This is a genomic window from Synechococcus sp. BSA11S (assembly GCF_014224355.1).
In the GTDB taxonomy this organism is placed as follows: Bacteria; Cyanobacteriota; Cyanobacteriia; order PCC-6307; family Cyanobiaceae; genus Regnicoccus_A.
The window spans coordinates 1-14,874 of record NZ_VNWP01000004.1; the positions used below are offsets into that span (position 1 = coordinate 1).

12 protein-coding genes are annotated in these 14,874 nt (G+C 65.5%); 5 read left to right on the top strand and 7 right to left on the bottom strand.

Annotated features, from left to right (window positions below; translation table 11 throughout):
- Window positions 1–85: 85 nt before the first annotated feature.
- The 5 genes from FPZ61_RS04565 to FPZ61_RS04585 form a co-directional block, all read right to left on the bottom strand.
- A complete protein-coding gene (locus FPZ61_RS04565) occupies window positions 86–295 on the bottom strand; it encodes a DUF4160 domain-containing protein (RefSeq protein ID WP_255441370.1) in 210 nt (69 codons plus the stop codon).
- Between the two features lie 607 nt (window positions 296–902).
- The gene (gene gghA, locus FPZ61_RS04570; protein WP_185465174.1) at window positions 903–3,413 is read right to left on the bottom strand and encodes a glucosylglycerol hydrolase; all 2,511 of its coding nucleotides are present in this window, start codon (window positions 3,411–3,413) and stop codon (window positions 903–905) included.
- A 732-nt stretch (window positions 3,414–4,145) separates the two neighbouring features.
- Window positions 4,146–4,478, bottom strand: coding sequence for an HPF/RaiA family ribosome-associated protein (locus FPZ61_RS04575; RefSeq protein ID WP_221629789.1), 333 nt, complete (start codon window positions 4,476–4,478; stop codon window positions 4,146–4,148).
- A gap of 558 nt (window positions 4,479–5,036) precedes the next feature.
- Window positions 5,037–6,002 (bottom strand): hypothetical protein, encoded by a 966-nt coding sequence (locus tag FPZ61_RS04580; protein WP_185465175.1) that lies wholly within the window; start codon window positions 6,000–6,002, stop codon window positions 5,037–5,039.
- Between the two features lie 295 nt (window positions 6,003–6,297).
- Window positions 6,298–7,338, bottom strand: coding sequence for a ligase-associated DNA damage response exonuclease (locus FPZ61_RS04585; protein WP_185465359.1), 1,041 nt, complete (start codon window positions 7,336–7,338; stop codon window positions 6,298–6,300).
- A 118-nt stretch (window positions 7,339–7,456) separates the two neighbouring features.
- Between FPZ61_RS04585 and FPZ61_RS04590 the strand changes: the two genes are divergently transcribed.
- Window positions 7,457–8,539, top strand: coding sequence for a class I fructose-bisphosphate aldolase (locus tag FPZ61_RS04590; RefSeq protein ID WP_185465360.1), 1,083 nt, complete (start codon window positions 7,457–7,459; stop codon window positions 8,537–8,539).
- An 11-nt stretch (window positions 8,540–8,550) separates the two neighbouring features.
- Here the strand turns inward: FPZ61_RS04590 and nadA are convergent, their stop codons facing one another.
- Complete coding sequence (nadA, locus tag FPZ61_RS04595; protein WP_185465176.1) at window positions 8,551–9,507, bottom strand: quinolinate synthase NadA; 957 nt, start codon at window positions 9,505–9,507, stop codon at window positions 8,551–8,553.
- 55 nt (window positions 9,508–9,562) lie between these two features.
- Between nadA and FPZ61_RS04600 the strand changes: the two genes are divergently transcribed.
- From FPZ61_RS04600 to FPZ61_RS04610, 3 genes are all read left to right on the top strand, one after another.
- On the top strand, window positions 9,563–10,447 hold the full coding sequence (locus FPZ61_RS04600) for a TIGR04168 family protein (RefSeq protein WP_185465177.1): 885 nt from the start codon (window positions 9,563–9,565) through the stop codon (window positions 10,445–10,447).
- Window positions 10,441–11,508 carry a hypothetical protein gene (locus tag FPZ61_RS04605; RefSeq protein ID WP_185465178.1) on the top strand — a complete coding sequence of 356 codons (1,068 nt, stop codon included), beginning with the start codon at window positions 10,441–10,443 and terminating at the stop codon, window positions 11,506–11,508. The genes FPZ61_RS04600 and FPZ61_RS04605 overlap by 7 nt, the downstream gene beginning before the upstream one ends.
- 558 nt (window positions 11,509–12,066) lie before the next feature.
- Window positions 12,067–12,768, top strand: a complete 702-nt coding sequence (locus FPZ61_RS04610) for a glycoside hydrolase family 104 protein (protein WP_255441397.1) — start codon at window positions 12,067–12,069, stop codon at window positions 12,766–12,768.
- Between the two features lie 18 nt (window positions 12,769–12,786).
- On the opposite strand, the gene FPZ61_RS04615 is transcribed toward FPZ61_RS04610, so the two are convergent.
- On the bottom strand, window positions 12,787–13,626 hold the full coding sequence (locus FPZ61_RS04615; RefSeq protein WP_185465180.1) for a TPM domain-containing protein: 840 nt from the start codon (window positions 13,624–13,626) through the stop codon (window positions 12,787–12,789).
- Between the two features lie 47 nt (window positions 13,627–13,673).
- On the opposite strand from FPZ61_RS04615, the gene FPZ61_RS04620 reads away from it, so the two are divergent.
- Window positions 13,674–14,870 carry an SAM-dependent methyltransferase gene (locus FPZ61_RS04620; protein ID WP_185465181.1) on the top strand — a complete coding sequence of 399 codons (1,197 nt, stop codon included), beginning with the start codon at window positions 13,674–13,676 and terminating at the stop codon, window positions 14,868–14,870.
- Window positions 14,871–14,874 lie beyond the last annotated feature (4 nt).

Here is a 14,874-nt window from a genome sequence, read left to right on the forward strand (position 1 = left end):
GCCGGGTCCGCTTTTTGGCTGTGGACTGCTCGTAATCACCAAAACCGAACTGCTTGACGCCCATGAAGCCTGTAAACGGTTGGGATCACAAGGCCATTCTCGCGCAGGGTGGTGGGGTTTTCCAGAGTCTCCTTAGCCCAATGTTGCGGGCAAGCTCAATGGACGGACTTAGCCAGAATTTCGCTTCACCGTCTGGATGACTAACATGGACATGAATACGGCTTTCTTCGCGCGAGAAGAAGAAAAACCGGAATTCGCCATCACGGAAGACAGTTGGTGACAAGCATGCTCCCATACGTCATTGACAGCATAGCCCTGCTGCCATGGGCGGAATGGGATCATCAGCTACATCCAAGGATAGACGCCGATATAGCGTCTCGCCATCTCCAAAACGCTTGTCTCCATCTTTCCAACAGCATTTAGGCGGGCCCGGTATCCACCTCTCTCTCGCTCCCAGTGCCGTTTAAGATCTCTGATGTCTGGATGCCATTGGCTGAAACCCCTGCCAGCATAAGGCCCTTTCTAGCCTTTGCTTTCGTTGAAGAGAACTTAGGCGGGTCCGAGAAGTAGATGTTCGCTGCGTTACTGAAGGTAAGCTGGGCTTATCACACGAAAGGGGGCCTCGATTCAGGACATGGGTTTAGTTCATTGTGGTCGTCACGTCACTGTGCCCCAGCAGGTGAGGCTTCATGCGAATGCCGAACGTTGTGTCAGCTGGCCTGACAGCTGATTCCTTGGGTCAGGACAACTCGTTTCATGGGCTTCTGGATCACGGATGCGTTGATGGAGTCAGAGGCTTGCGTGGCAGGTCCATCGCCCATCAAGAGCATCCTGGCGTTGGTCCCTGAGGCTGGTGGAGATTGGTGCGGATGGGCTCAGATCCATAGCCCTGCAGGTTGTTTTCACGGCACGCGTGTGGCTTCCAGGGGCTCCAGGAGCAGGGCCTGGCTGTCTTCCAGGGTGATCGACGCGCCGGCCAGCTGGGCGTCTGAAATCTTCAGCCCCGGGGAGCCCAGCCGCAGCGACCAGCCTGCTGTCTGATCCGGAAACAACTCCGGTAGGCGGATGGCCATCGGCTCCCCGCCCATGTGGGAGACCAGTGCCACCGCCGCACCTCCGCCGCCAGCCCGCCGCCATCCATAGAAGATCGTGGTGGTGGGGGTGGTGAGCAGATCCAGCCGGTCGTCGCCACCTGCCAGGTTCTCGCTCAGCCAGGGCCGGGCTCGGCGGAACTGACGCAGGGCGAGGTTGTAGTCGGCCTGCTCGGGTTCCACCCGATCGACGTGCCGCCAGATGTTGCAGGCTTCGTGCATGTCCTCCATGAAGCGGCGGGCAAAGGCCTTCAGCCAGGCCACGTCCACCACGGGGGTATCGCCGCCGGCCTCGATGGGCACAACGCTCTGGCAGGCCGCCACCATGCGTTCAAGGTCGTAATCGGTGGCCTCGATCGCTTCACCAAGGGCAGCGAGGAACCGGCGCAGCGTCTCGAACTCCTTGAACCCCAGCTGCTTGATCGCCTGAAACAGACCTGGATCGCGGTACTGCTCAGGACTGAACTGCCAGTCCAGAAATCCCGGAGCCTCCTCCGCCACCACCTTCACGCCATAGCGGTCATCGGTGTTGCGGAAGAACCCCCAGGGTGCTCGCATCAGGCAGTGGATGAAGTCCATCGGCAACCCCGGCGAGAAGCCGTAGGTGAGGGCACCGATTGCCGGGTTGTCGTAAGCATTGGCCAACACCTCCGGGAGGGTGCTGCCCAGGCGGGGGTTGATCCCCTCAGTCGTCACCACCTGGGTGCCGCGCCGAAGAGTGTCGTGGTTGCCGCAGCCGGTGACCCAGCGGGAGCCGAACTGCATCTTTTCGCACACCCGTCGCCACTTGCGCGCCCAGAACCCCTGCAAGGCCGGAGTGTTGTGGGCGAAGATCAGCGGTCCCCACTGATAGGCCTCGCTGCGCAGCTCCACCAGATCGCGGTACGTGGAGATCTCCTCCCAGCCCTCCGACGGCCAGGGGCGGCCGTCCTCATAGATCACAAAGGGGCGCCAGCGGGCAGGGCCGATCTCCTGCACCAGATCACCCATGGCCATCAGATAGGGATCGTCGTACTCCACCCGCTCGCTGAGCGGATTGAAGTACTTGAAGTCCTGGCCACCATCGATGCGGATGCCATCCGCGCCGGTGTTCACCTTGCGGCGCTGCATCTCCAGCAGGATTGCACGCACCACCGGGTTCTGGTGGTTCACATCCTGGCCATACATGTTCGGACCCTTGAGGTAGCGGCCGTTGAGAAGCTCAATCGCCTGATTGTCGGCATGGCCGTAGACAAGGTCGTAGATCAGGCGGATCGGCCCGGTGGGGAAGGTGTGCAACTCGGTGATGAACTCCACCAGTTCATCGGGTCGCAGGGTTTCCAGCAGTGCTGGATTGGTGGCGGCACTGCCGAAGATCACCACGTCGTAGCCCCAGTTCTGCAGTTCGGGGCGGCGCAGCCTCGCCCGTACCCTCCCCGGCGTGCTCAGAATCACCTCGGTTTCGGGATCCAGGCTGCTCTCGTCGTCGGCCCTCAGGCTGAAGGCTTCGTCGTCGCCACCTGTCCCGGCTCGAGGTTCCACGCCGGGCTCGATGGGCAGCAGCTGCACAGCGTCGTACCCCACCAGATTGGTCTCCGCCGGAGTCAGCGGCATGCCGGCACGAACTTTGCGGGCCAGCTCCCGGAACAGGGCGGTGAGTCCGGAGATGTAGCCGTTCGGGGAGGCGGTGCGCACATGAAGCTGGAGGATGTTGCCCGGCGCAGGGATCCCGTACACCGATGGGGCGCCGCCATGGTCCTCGAGCGGCTGGGCTGCCAGCTCGGTGGCCATCGCCTCGTAGTAGGACCGGTCGGCTCGGCGCTGCTGCAGCCCCTCGAGGTCGTAGACCTCGGCAGGCGCGTAGATCCCGAACGGATAGGACGCCGCCAGGGGATCACCCACCACGCGCACGGCGTTGGTGTCGGGGGAGAGGTAGCGCAGCCAGTAGAGCGAGCCAATTGTGTCGGCGTCGCCAGCCTGCAGGCCGCTCACCACTCCCCAGCGGTAGTCGCCCTGCTTCTCGAGCTGCACCGCCTGGCGATGGAAGCGCACCATCTGCTCAGGGCTCCTGGGATCGATCGACTCCAGCGGCGTGAACACCTCCAGCAGGATGTTGCGCGGCTGAATCACGTCCCCGGCGAGCTCCGGAGTCCAGAAGCCGATCGTGGTGAGCCCGTCAGGCTGCCAGTGGGCGCCGAGGCGGGTGGCGAACTGGCGGGCCTTCTCCAGGGTGGTGGCGTCGCTGGTTTCGATCGCCGCGGCCCAGGCCAGCAGCTCGGCGGTGGGCCCGGCCTCGAGCGCGACCGGAGCCAGGGACAGGGGAGAACGGGAGCCTTCGGACACGTCGTCTGCAGAGCGGGATCAGAACACAGGCAGGCAGGCGGCCAGCCGCCCCACCAGCGGCCTCAGGGTGCCACGGGTGCCATGCGCCGCTGCTCACAGTCTTCGGCCGGGGGTTGGGGGTTTCCCTGCCACCGCCGCTTTCACCGAGTTTTAGTCATTTTTTTGTGACGCACGGCTTCAAGTCTTCAGCCTGCCTTTTCTGTGAGCTGATCGGAGCATCAAGCCTGAAGACCTGAGTCCTTTGGTCGACCCGAGAGCCCCTCACAGAAGAAAGCCGAACATTCAGCCGTTGAAGATCGGTTTCATGGTCTGCCCATGCAGGCGGTTTGGCGCACTGTTGCCGGTTGTTCTGGGGGCAGCCTTGGCTCTTCTTTCGGCTTGGCCTCCCTCGGTGATTGCTGCTCCGCAGGGAAGGTCTTTTTCTGATGCGCTCTGGAGGATGATTGAGTCCTGTCTGGCACCTGAGCAGGCGGGAAGTTACTGCAAGTATCCCTCCTTTCTCCTCTCCTGCTGTCATGATCGCTGCCGCCCGGATCAGGGTGTGGTTTGGGCTCTGACTCCAGGCCATGTGGCCATCCGCAACTTCAACAGTTGTGGTTGTGAGCCTGCCTTCGTGGCTGGCTTGGCCATGCCTTGCCAGAAGATCACAGGCCTGGAGTACCCACGGCGGCCGAATGGAACCTGTCCGATCTGAGGGGATCCCCGCCAGGCCTGCGGATCCTTTCGTTCATGTCAGCGCGTGCTGAGTTTTCCAAGTCCGCTGTCCAGCAGGCTCACCATTGTATGAGCAGCACCACTGACGGCTTGGTCCACTGTAAGGGCCAGGTCGCTGACCGAAGTCGATTCGCGTCCCGCCAGCCTCGCCTCAAGCAAGCATCGCTTGTCCATGACACCTGACTTCGACGTGCTGTTTTCGTCACTGAGGTGTACTTCCAGCCTGGTGATGTGATCGGAGAAGCGTGCCAGAACGTGTTTGAGGGTTTCCTCCACGCTTTGAGCCAGTGCTTCGGCACCGCTGATGTTCTTGTCTGTATTGACTTGGATACGCATGTCGGGCGTCTCCATGGATGACAGGCAACCTAGGCCTATTTTCTTGTTGGCTAAAATTGTTTGCAATGCCAATCATGGCTTCACATCCCTTATGAGGTGCCCATTCCCAGGGTCGACGGCTGAAGGTCCTGCTTGTTGCACGGGACTGGCTTTCCGGGGCGCTGGTGTTGATTGGGTGAATGGTTTCTAAACGCCCTTTTGGGTTCGCCGGCTTGCTGTCAAACAGCGATCCATTGAAGTAAGATCATCATCAGCGTCTTGTAGTATGCGATGGTTGCTGCTAAATCGGGTCTGGTAGGCACGAGTTTCCCCGGTGATCTCTTGAGTTTTTTGTGATATGGCTATGATTGGGTTCAAGTTGTTGTGGTCTGCCTCGACCCTTGCATCGCTAGTCCATTTGGTAGTTCACTTGGACTAATGCTCGCAGCTTCTAGCCATCGCAGGCAGCAAAGATGACGTCCTGCCCGCTGATCAGGCGTTCATCAGCTGCCTGGGCGCCATCCGGATCGGGAATTTCGAGTGAGGGTTGTCCTTTGAACTCTGTAGGGCGCAGAACAGCCCCAGCCCGCCCTTTCAGGAGCCCTGGCTATTCATGTAGGTGCGGACGTTACGCACCGCCTGGGTGGCGTAAGGATCTCCAGGCCTGGCCTGAAGGGCCGCCTGGAAGTAGTTCAGGGCCTCGGCGAAGTGATGGCGCTCGTTGGCGTCATAGCCCAGGCGCATCATGCGATCATAGCTGATCGCGTTGATGGCCGCAGGCCGGCCGGATGTGGTCTGAATCAGGGCATGTTTCTGGTTCCAGAAGGCGATCGTCGCCATGCGGTCGTTGGGTCGCTCGTAGAGGGCGCTCCGGAAATAGTCGATCGCCAGGCTGGGTTCCTTCTCCTTGGCTGCTGCATAGCCCAGGCGCATGTAGCGGTCATAGGAGGATTCCCCGGCATAGCCCACGGCTGCCCCACTCAAAGAGGCCTGCTCGATCTGAGGAAGGGCCACTCCCTTCTCGCCGCCGATATAGGCGCTTACGTTGCGCACGGCCTGGGTGGCGAAGTAGTCCCCTGGCCGTTGCTGCAGGGCCCTTTTGAAGTTGATCAGGGCCGACTGGTAATCCCGGGCATGGGTTTCGTCATAACCCAGACGCATGTCCTTGTCGTAGGCACTTTCAGGGGGCGTGCGATCGTTCGGGGAAAGCTTGGCATGCAAGGCACGTCGTGCGTTCCAGTAAGCGATTGTGGCCTCTCGATCGTCTGGCACGTAGAGCAGGGCTTCGCGGAAGTGGCTGGTGGCTGCCGTGTAGTCGCCGCGCTTCGAGGCTGCAAAACCAAGCCGCATGGCCGTGTTGTAAGGCGATCCAACAGCCTGCACCGCCTGGCTGATCAAGTTGGCTGACACGTTGCGGCTGCTCTGGCTCCAAGGCTCGCTGGCCTTTGCAGCTGAAATCATCAGCAGGGCCGTGGCCAAGACGGAGGAGAGCCAGGCGGATGCAGCCAGCCCCCGCCGGCAGATTTTCGAGGGGACTGCATCGACGGATTGAGCAACCATCACGAAAAGAGCACCAGTTCCAGAGATAGACAGTCACGGGCAGGACTGCCCAGGCTGTTATCGGATTGAGACAATGGTCATCACGTGACCTGGCTGTTGCCCAGCAGCGTCACCTGCCTGGTGTTGCCTCTGGTTTCTGCGTGCCGAAGAGCAGTCAGTTGTCCATAAGCCAGGTTTCCATAAGTCAGTTGCCTGTTCGTCTGCAACGTGTTCAGCGTGCAGATGGTTGATTGTGGCCATCTCAATGGCACGCCAGGCATCCTTAGCGATCCATCAGCTGGTCGGCCCCGCCTGCTCAAGGCGGCATGGGGTCCTGGGTCTCCCCTTCATCATTGCGCTCCCCCTCGAACGCCCGACCCAGGGGTGCGGCGCTGAGGCCTTCCACCTCGCGCAGGTAACGCGCCAGCCCATCGCTGTTGCCGTGGGTCACGTACACCTGGCGGGCAGCGGATTGCCTGACCGTGTGCAGCAGGCCGTCCCAGTCGGCGTGATCGCTGAGGGTGAAGCCACGGTCGAAGCCGCGTCGCCTCCGGGCGCCGCGCACGGCCATCCAGCCGCTCACGAAGGCGGTCTGCGGATTCTTGAAGCGCTTCATCCACACCGAGCGGTGGGCCGAGGGGGGGGCGATCACCAGGCGGCCCGCCAACGCTTCGCTGCGTGGCAGCTCACTCACCGGGCGGGTGGGCACCATGGCGATCCCCTGCTGCCTGTAGGCGGGCATCAGGGTCTGCACGGCCCCATGCAGGAGCACCTCCTCCTCCACCCCGAGGGCCGCCAGTTCCGCCAGCAGCCGCTGGGCCTTGCCGAAGGCATAGGCGAACAGCAACGACGGTCGCTCCGGTGCACTCCGCCACCACTGCAGGATGTCGGCCGCCACCTCACGACCCGGCCTCCAGCGGTACACCGGCAGCCCGAATGTGGCCTCGGTGATCAGCACATCGGCCCCCACCGGCTCGAACGGGGCACAACTGGGGTCGGCTTCCCGTTTGTAGTCGCCGCTGATCAGCCAGGTTTCCCCGCCCGCGGTGATCCGCACCTGGGCAGAACCCAGCACATGTCCGGCGGAGTGGAACGACACCACGGCCTCGCCGATCCTCAGCTCCGTGCCGTAGTCCACTGCCGTGAGCGTGATGCCGGCGCCCAGCCTCTGGCGCAGCACCGCCTCGCCGCTGTCCACCGCCCAGTAGGCGCCGCAGCCCGATCGGGCATGGTCGGCGTGGGCGTGGGTGATCAGGGCCTTGGCCACCGGCCGCCAGGGATCGATCCAGGCGCCGACCGCCGGGCAGTAGAGCCCCTGGGGGGTGAGCTGAATCAGGCCGCCGGCAGGCAACGCCATGGCGCACTCCGGTGGCCGCGCTGCCGCCGGGATGGGGAATCGACGCATCCTGGCGGCCGCTGCCCGTTGACGGCGGCAGATCGCTCCCCTAGCCATGGAGCAGGCCCTGCAGGATTCCATGGCGCTCGAGACCCATCGCGAGGAGCTGGAGGCCACCGCCGCCGCCCTTGCCCGCCCCGGCAGTGGCCTGCTGGCCGCGGATGAATCCACCGGCACGATCGGCAAGCGCTTCGCGGCGATCGGCCTGGAGAACAGTGAGGAACACCGTCGCGCCTACCGCACTCTGCTGGCCACCGCCCCGGGGCTGGGAGCGTCGATCAGTGGGGTGATCCTCTACGAGGAAACCCTCTTTCAGGAAGCCGCTGCAGTGGGTGGTCTGGCGGCTGGATCGATTCTCGAGCGCTTCCGGGACCAGGGCCTGGTGGTGGGCATCAAGGTGGATCAGGGGGTGGAGCCCCTCCCTGGGGGCTTGCCCGGCGAGAGCTGGTGCACCGGCCTCAAGGGACTGCGGGAGCGGGCAGCCCGCTATTACGCGCGCGGCGCCCGTTTCGCCAAGTGGCGGGCGGTCTTGCGCATCAGCGCCGATGGCTCCCCGTCGGAGCTCTGTGTGCGTGAGAACGCCTGGGGACTGGCCCGCTACGCCCGCACCGTGCAGGAGGAGGGGCTGGTGCCGATCGTGGAGCCCGAGATCCTGATGGACGGCAACCACGACATCCTCACCACCGCTGCGGTGCAGGAATGGGTGCTGCGCACGGTGTATGAGGTCCTCGGCCTCAATGGGGTGTTCCTGGAGGGCAGCCTGCTCAAGCCCTCGATGACCCTGCCCGGCGCCAGTTGTCCCCAGAGGCCCAGCCCCGAGCAGGTGGCCGAGTTCACGGTTCGCACCCTGCGGCGCTCGGTGCCGGCTGCCGTGCCGGCGATCCTCTTTCTCTCCGGTGGTCTGGGCGAGGAGGACGCCAGCGTGTACCTCAACGCCATCAACCATGTGCCGGGCTCGCCCTGGCACCTCGGCTTCTCCTACGGTCGCGCCCTTCAGCATTCCTGCCTCAGCCACTGGGGCGGCAGCGACACGGCGGCCGGTCAGGCGGCCCTGCTGGCGAGGGCCACGGCCAATGGCGATGCGGCCCGGGGGCTGTACGTGGCCGGATCCCAGCCTTCCGACGATGCGGCATCGCTGTTCGTGGCCAACTACAGCTACTGAGCCGGCAAGCCTCAGGCGCTCAGCTCCAGCATCCGCTGGATCGGTGCCAGGGCCTTCAGGCGGATCGCTTCATCGAGCTCGATGGCCGGCTCCATCCGCTCCAGACACTGCCAGAGCTTCTCCAGGGTGTTCAGGCGCATGTAGGGGCAGGCATTGCAGCTGCAGCCGTCCTGACCCGGCACCTCCAGGAACGTTTTCTGCGGAAGCCGCTGACGCATCTGGTGCAGGATGCCCGGCTCGGTGAGCACCAGGAACGTGCTCGCTTCGCTGGTGCCGGCGCGGCGGAGCAGCTGGCTGGTGGAGCCGATGAAGTCGGCCAGATCCAGCAGATTGGGCAGGCACTCCGGGTGGGCGATCACTTCCGCCCGCGGGTGCTCCAGCTTCAGCCGCAGCAGAGCCTGCTCACTGAAGGTTTCATGCACGATGCAGCCCCCCGGCCAGAGGGTGAGCTCGCGGCCGCTCTCGCGGGCCACCCAGCGGCCCAGGTTCTGATCCGGCGCGAACAGCACCGGCCGATCGGCCGGCAGCTGCTGCACCAGGCGCACCGCGTTGCTGCTGGTGCAGATCAGGTCGCTCTGGGCCTTCACCGCCGCCGAACAGTTGATGTAACTCACCACCAGGTGGTCGGGGTGCTCGGCGCGAAAGGCGGCAAAGGCGTCGGCGGGGCAGGCATCGGCCAGGGAGCAGCCCGCCTCCAGATCAGGCAGCAGCACCGTTTTGTCAGGGCTGAGGATCTTGGCGGTCTCCGCCATGAAGTGGACCCCGCAGAAGACGATCACCTCGGCGTCTGTGCCGGCGGCCTGGCGGGAGAGCTCCAGCGAGTCGCCGATGAAATCGGCCACGTCCTGGATCTCGGGACTTTGGTAGTAGTGCGCCAGGATCACGGCCTTGCGGGCCTGGCGCAGCTTGTCGATCGCGGCCGGCAGGTCGTGGGGGACGGCTGGGGCTGTGAGGGCCGCAAAAACCAACCTCGACCTCAACTGGGGCAGGATGACCCCAGCCTAGGGAGTCGCCACGGCCCACATGCGTCTAGCCATTGCCGGGGATCTGCACGGGCAATGGGACCGGCGTGATGTGGCCCTGTTGGCTCGCCTCTCCCCTGATGCGCTGCTGGTGGTGGGCGACCTCAGCGACGGTCAGGAGCGCATCGCCGCCAGCCTGGCCAACCTCGAACTTCCGGTGGCCTGCATCCTCGGCAACCATGACACCGGCAAGGACCACAGCGGGCGCAGGCTGCAGCGCCAGATCGACCTGCTCGGCGAGCGCCACTGCGCCTGGGCCGTGCGCCACCTGGCGCCACCCGGCCTGGCTGTGGTGGGGGCCCGCCCGGGCAGTGCCGGCGGCGGTTATCACCTCTCCAAGCCGATCCAGGCCCTTTGGGGGCCGGTGGAGTTGGCCGAGTCGGCCGGGCGGATCGCCGCGGCAGCTCTGGCGGCAGATCCGGATCTGCCCCTGGTGTTGCTGGCCCATTGCGGGCCCAGCGGCCTCGGCAGCCTGGCCAGCGACCCCTGTGGCCGCGACTGGAAGTCGCCCGCCTGCGACTGGGGCGATCAGGACCTGGCGATGGCGATCGAGCAGATCCGCCCGCACCGGCCGCTGCCCCTGGTGGTGTTCGGCCACATGCACCATGCCCTCAAGCGCGGGCGGGGGGAGCGACGCAGCTTTCTGATCGATCGTCGCGGCACCGCCTACCTCAATGCCGCCTACGTGCCCCGCCATGCGGTGGACGGCACGGGGCGGCAGCTGCGTCATCTGGCCTGGGTGGAGCTGGAGGCCGGCCAGCTCCGCCATGTCAGCCACCGCTGGTACGACACCGAGGGTCGGTTGCTCTACGAACAACGGCTGCACGACCTGCCCGTGGCGGGGCAACAGCCTGTTGCTGATCACTCTGAGGCGCTGCGGTGCTGATCTATGCCGCCATCAGCGGCCACGGCTACGGCCACGGCTCCCGCAGCGGCGCGATCCTGCTGGCCCTGGCGCAACTGCAGCCCTCCTGGCGGCTGGTGCTCTCCACGTCATTGCCCGAGTCTTTTCTGCTCACCGTTTTTGGTGGGGTTCCCTTCGAGCGGCGCCCCTGCACCTGGGATGTGGGGGTGGTGCAGGCCGATGCGCTCGGGGCTGACCCCGCCGCCACCCTGTTGGCCCTCGACGACCTCGAGCGGCGCCTGCCCGGGCAGATCGCCGCAGAGGCCCGCTGGCTGAAGGCCCAGGGCGGACCGGTGCTGCTGCTGGGTGATGTGCCTCCCGCTGCTGCGCGGCTGGCCGAGGCCGGGGGGTGGCCCCTGATCTGGGTCGGCAATTTCGGCTGGGATGCCATCTATGCACCGATGGGTGGTCCCTTTCCCGCCTGGGCCGAGCGTTGCCTCCAGCTCTACCGCCGGGGCCAGGGACTGGTCCATGCTCCCTTTTCCATGGCGATGCCCTGGGGGCTGCCTGAGCTGCGCATCGGCCTCACCGTGGCGCCGCTCCGCGTGCGGGCGGAGACTCTGCGTCAACGGCTTGACCTTCCGGAGCGGGCACGCTGTGTGCTGGTGAGCTTCGGTGGCCTGGGATTCCAGCTGGGGGAGGAACCCTTCCACCGCTGGCCGGATCATGTCTTCGTGAGCACGGATCCCTCGGCCGCAGGGGCGGCCAACGTGCGGCTGCTCCCGAAGGGTCTGCGTCTGCTGGAGTTCATGCCCCTGGTGGAGCGGTTGATCACCAAGCCCGGCTACAGCAGCTTCTGTGAAGCCCTGGCCCACGACGTGGGCATCCACCTGGTGCACCGAGAGGGCTTTGCCGAAGCCCCGGTGCTGGAGGAAGGCCTGCGCCGCCATGGCCGCCACCGCCTGCTCAGCCAGCAACAGTTGCGCGAGGGCGACTGGCAACTGGATCAACCGTTGCACCCGGCGTCCGCTGGTCCCCTGGCGCGGGATGGCGCTGAGACGGCCGCCTGCTGGCTGGAGCAACAGGCTCTGGTCAACAGCTGAAATTGCTGGGGAGCATTGCAGCGCAGGCGATCTGGTGTCGGTCGCTACTGCCGCCGATGGCGCAATCAGCAGAACTGATCGTCAGGATGTCGAATGATTTTGCATCAACAAACCCTGTGCTCAACAGTGATGTGAACCTTGCAGGCAATTCTGATAGCTGGTGGACGGTTGTTCGACCGTCACTGATGCGATCCCTGGAGTAAGGCTCGTTCGACAAATTGCTGTCCAACCCAAGCCCGCCGAGATGTACTCTTCCATCGCTTCGACGGTTTCTTCTGAGTTGCCCAGTGATCACTAAACCTGAGTGCACCCATCAGGGTTGCTGATCCACATCACAAGTCATTTTTTCATTCAGACAGTTCTTGCTTCGCTCAGCAGTACAGAGCCTTCCTGAACTTTCTCCCATTTCGCTCCTCCAGCAGGGCAGCGATGTCCCAGGCCGATTCCACACGGGATCAACCCAGGTCTGACGGTGACCATGTTTCGTCCTCTCACCCCTTGCCAGTCTTGATCTCTCCCGCTTCCTGCATCCGTCGACTGTGCCTGCCGGCGCTGGCTCTGGCCTTGACCGCCCCCGCCCATGCCACGGCCTGGGAGGAGATCCGACTGCCGGGAGCTGCGCCGGCCAGCCAGCCCCGTTCCATGGCGATCGCCAGGCCCGGAGATCAGCCGGGGTTGCGCACCATCTTCGCGATCACTCCGGAGCGCAGAGCGCTGCTCAACACCATCCGCTTCGCGGAGGGCACCTGGGCCAATGGCGAAGATCTGGGCTACCGGATCATGTTCGGCGGCAGCCTGATGGCCTCCCTGGATCGCCATCCGGATCGGGTCAACCGCACCGCCCGCTATGCCAGTGCCGCCGCCGGTGCCTACCAGTTCATGCCCTTCACCTGGTCGATGGCCACCCGGGCTCTGGGCATCAGAGGCTTCGGCCCCCATGTTCAGGACCAGGCGGCGATCTTCCTGATCCAGCGCCGGGGAGCATTGGCGCTGGCTGATCGCGGCGTTTTCACCCCCCAGCTGGCGGCCAAGCTGGCGCCGGAATGGGCTTCCTTCCCCACCCTTGCCGGCCGCAGCTTCTACGGCCAGCCCGTCAAGCGCTACACCCAGCTCAGGGCCTTCTACGAGGCCAACCTGGCCAGCCTGCGGGCGATCGACAATGTCCGCACCGATCTGGCCCAGGCTGCTCCCCCGGTGAGGCCCGCCTGCAACGACGACAGTCTCAGCTGTGCCCTCCAGAAGATCGGCGATGAGCGCTGAAGGCCTGGGGGCTGGCTCTCACTCACCACCGCCGGAACTTTCTCCGGCGGCAGCTTGACCCACGGTTTTCTGGGCGATGAGGTAAGCGGCCACGGCGCTGCCCAGAAACCCCAGTCCGTTACGCAGCACCGGCAGCCAATCCGAGGTGCGGGTCACCACCGGCCCCAGACCGAAGATCACGAAGAGCATCACCCACAGCGGTGAGAGCAGCAGCACCCAGCTCCAGGCCACCACCTCGCCCTGTTTGCGGGGGTAGCCGGCAAAGCCGACGATCAGGCCCCCCAGCGCCGAGGTGCAGAAGGTGAGCAACCACTGCTCCTGGGGCAGACCGGGCACCACCTGGCAGCCACCCCTGTCCAGGCATGTTTCCACTGCCGTGAGCGCATCCACGATCGCGCCGTCCTCGCCGTGGTCACGCACGTAGTACTGGTTGCCGAAGCGGGTCTGCAGCTCCACCCAGAAGGTGCGTGGCATCAGGGCGAAGAGCGCATCGCCCACGTTGAAGTTGAGCAGGTTGCCGCCGCGGGGATCGGCCACCAGCAGCAGACTGCGCTCATCGAGCCCCCAGAACTCCTTCACCGCCAGACCGGGGGTCCGCTCGTACTGGGTCAGAACCCGCAGTTTCCAGCCGCTGCTGGCTTCGAATTCGTCGAGCTGCTGCTCGAGGCTCGAGCGCTGGCCATCGGTGAGCGCCCGGGCCAGATCGATCACAGGGGTGGGGTGATCAGGCAGGAGAGAGGGATTGTCGGCGGCCTGGGCCATCCCTCCCGCAGCCCCCCCCAGCGGCACCAGCAGCAGCACCGCTGCGGCCAGAACGCCAAGCAGGCTGCGAAGGAAAGAGCTGGCGCCAGGTGCCATGGGGCTGCTTCAGTGGCCCTTCATTCTCTCTGAGCCGCCTCCCCCCCGTGCCGCTGCCCGCCTGGCTGGAACAGCGCCTGCTCCAGGCCGGCGGCAGCACGCCCTTCCGCACCTACATGGAGTGGGTGCTGCACGACCCCGAGCATGGGGCCTACGGCGCCGGCCGCCTCAGCATCGGCCCCCGGGGTGATTTCGCCACGGCCCCGTCCCTCGGCCCTGATTTCGCCGCCCTGCTCGCCCCCCAGATCGCCCGCTGGTTGCAGGAGCTTCCCAGCGGACCCCTGAGCCTGGTGGAGGCCGGCCCCGGCGAAGGCAGCCTGGCGGCCCAGCTGGCGGAGGAGCTGATGGTCGGCTGGCCCCAGCTGGCCGAGCGGCTGGAGCTGGTGCTGGTGGAGCCCAACGCCGGCATGGCCGCACGCCAGCGGCAGCGCCTGGAGGGCTGCCCCCTGCCGGTGCGCTGGAGCGGCTTTGCAGAGATGGCTGCAGCTCCGCTCACGGGAGTGGTGCTGGCCCACGAGGTGCTCGATGCCCTGGCGGTGGAGCGGATCGAGCGCAGCGGGACCCACTGGTGCCGACAGCAGGTGACGCTCCGGAAGGGGACCCTGCGGTTGGAGCCCGGGGAGCCCCTGGAGCCGGAGGATGGGGCGCGACTGGAGCCCCTGGGACTTCTGCCCCTCGATCAACGGCGCCCTGAGGGCTGGTGCAGCGAGCTCCATCCCGGGCTGGCCCCCTGGATGGCGGGCTGTGGCGCTGCCCTGGCCCAGGGCCGGCTGCTGGTGATCGATTACGCCCTCGAGGCCTGGCGCTACTACGCCCCCCAGCGAAGCAACGGCACCCTGATGGCCTATCGCGCCCAGCAGGCCAGCTCCGATCCCCTGCTGCAGCCAGGTGAGTGGGATCTCACTGCCCACCTCTGCCTCGAGAGCGTGCTGGAGGCCGCCGCCGCCGCCGGCTGGCAGGTCCTCGGCCAGACGCGCCAGGGGGAGGCCCTGCTCGCCCTCGGTCTGGCCCAGCGGCTGCATGGGCTGCAGCAGCAGCCGGCGGGCGGCGCCGCCGAGGGCGACCGGAGCGTTGGTCCCCAGGATCTGGCGGAGCTGCTGGCCCGGCGTGAGGCCCTGCTGCGCCTGGTGGATCCCGTTGCCCTCGGCGACTTCCGCTGGCTGGCCTTCAGCCGGGGCGAGGCCGCCTCGGCGCTGGCCTCCGGCGCGGACTTGTTCCTGCAGGATCCCGGGAAGGGCACGTAACTTG

Bases quoted from the DNA above. Each gene is read 5' to 3' on its own strand.
- FPZ61_RS04565 (WP_255441370.1), bottom strand. From the start codon at position 295: ATGGGAGCATGCTTGTCACCAACTGTCTTCCGTGATGGCGAATTCCGG.
- FPZ61_RS04575 (WP_221629789.1), bottom strand. From the start codon at position 4,478: ATGGAGACGCCCGACATGCGTATCCAAGTCAATACAGACAAGAACATC.
- FPZ61_RS04580 (WP_185465175.1), bottom strand. From the start codon at position 6,002: ATGGTTGCTCAATCCGTCGATGCAGTCCCCTCGAAAATCTGCCGGCGG.
- FPZ61_RS04585 (WP_185465359.1), bottom strand. From the start codon at position 7,338: ATGGCGTTGCCTGCCGGCGGCCTGATTCAGCTCACCCCCCAGGGGCTC.
- FPZ61_RS04590 (WP_185465360.1), top strand. From the start codon at position 7,457: ATGGCGCTCGAGACCCATCGCGAGGAGCTGGAGGCCACCGCCGCCGCC.
- FPZ61_RS04600 (WP_185465177.1), top strand. From the start codon at position 9,563: ATGCGTCTAGCCATTGCCGGGGATCTGCACGGGCAATGGGACCGGCGT.
- FPZ61_RS04615 (WP_185465180.1), bottom strand. From the start codon at position 13,626: ATGGCACCTGGCGCCAGCTCTTTCCTTCGCAGCCTGCTTGGCGTTCTG.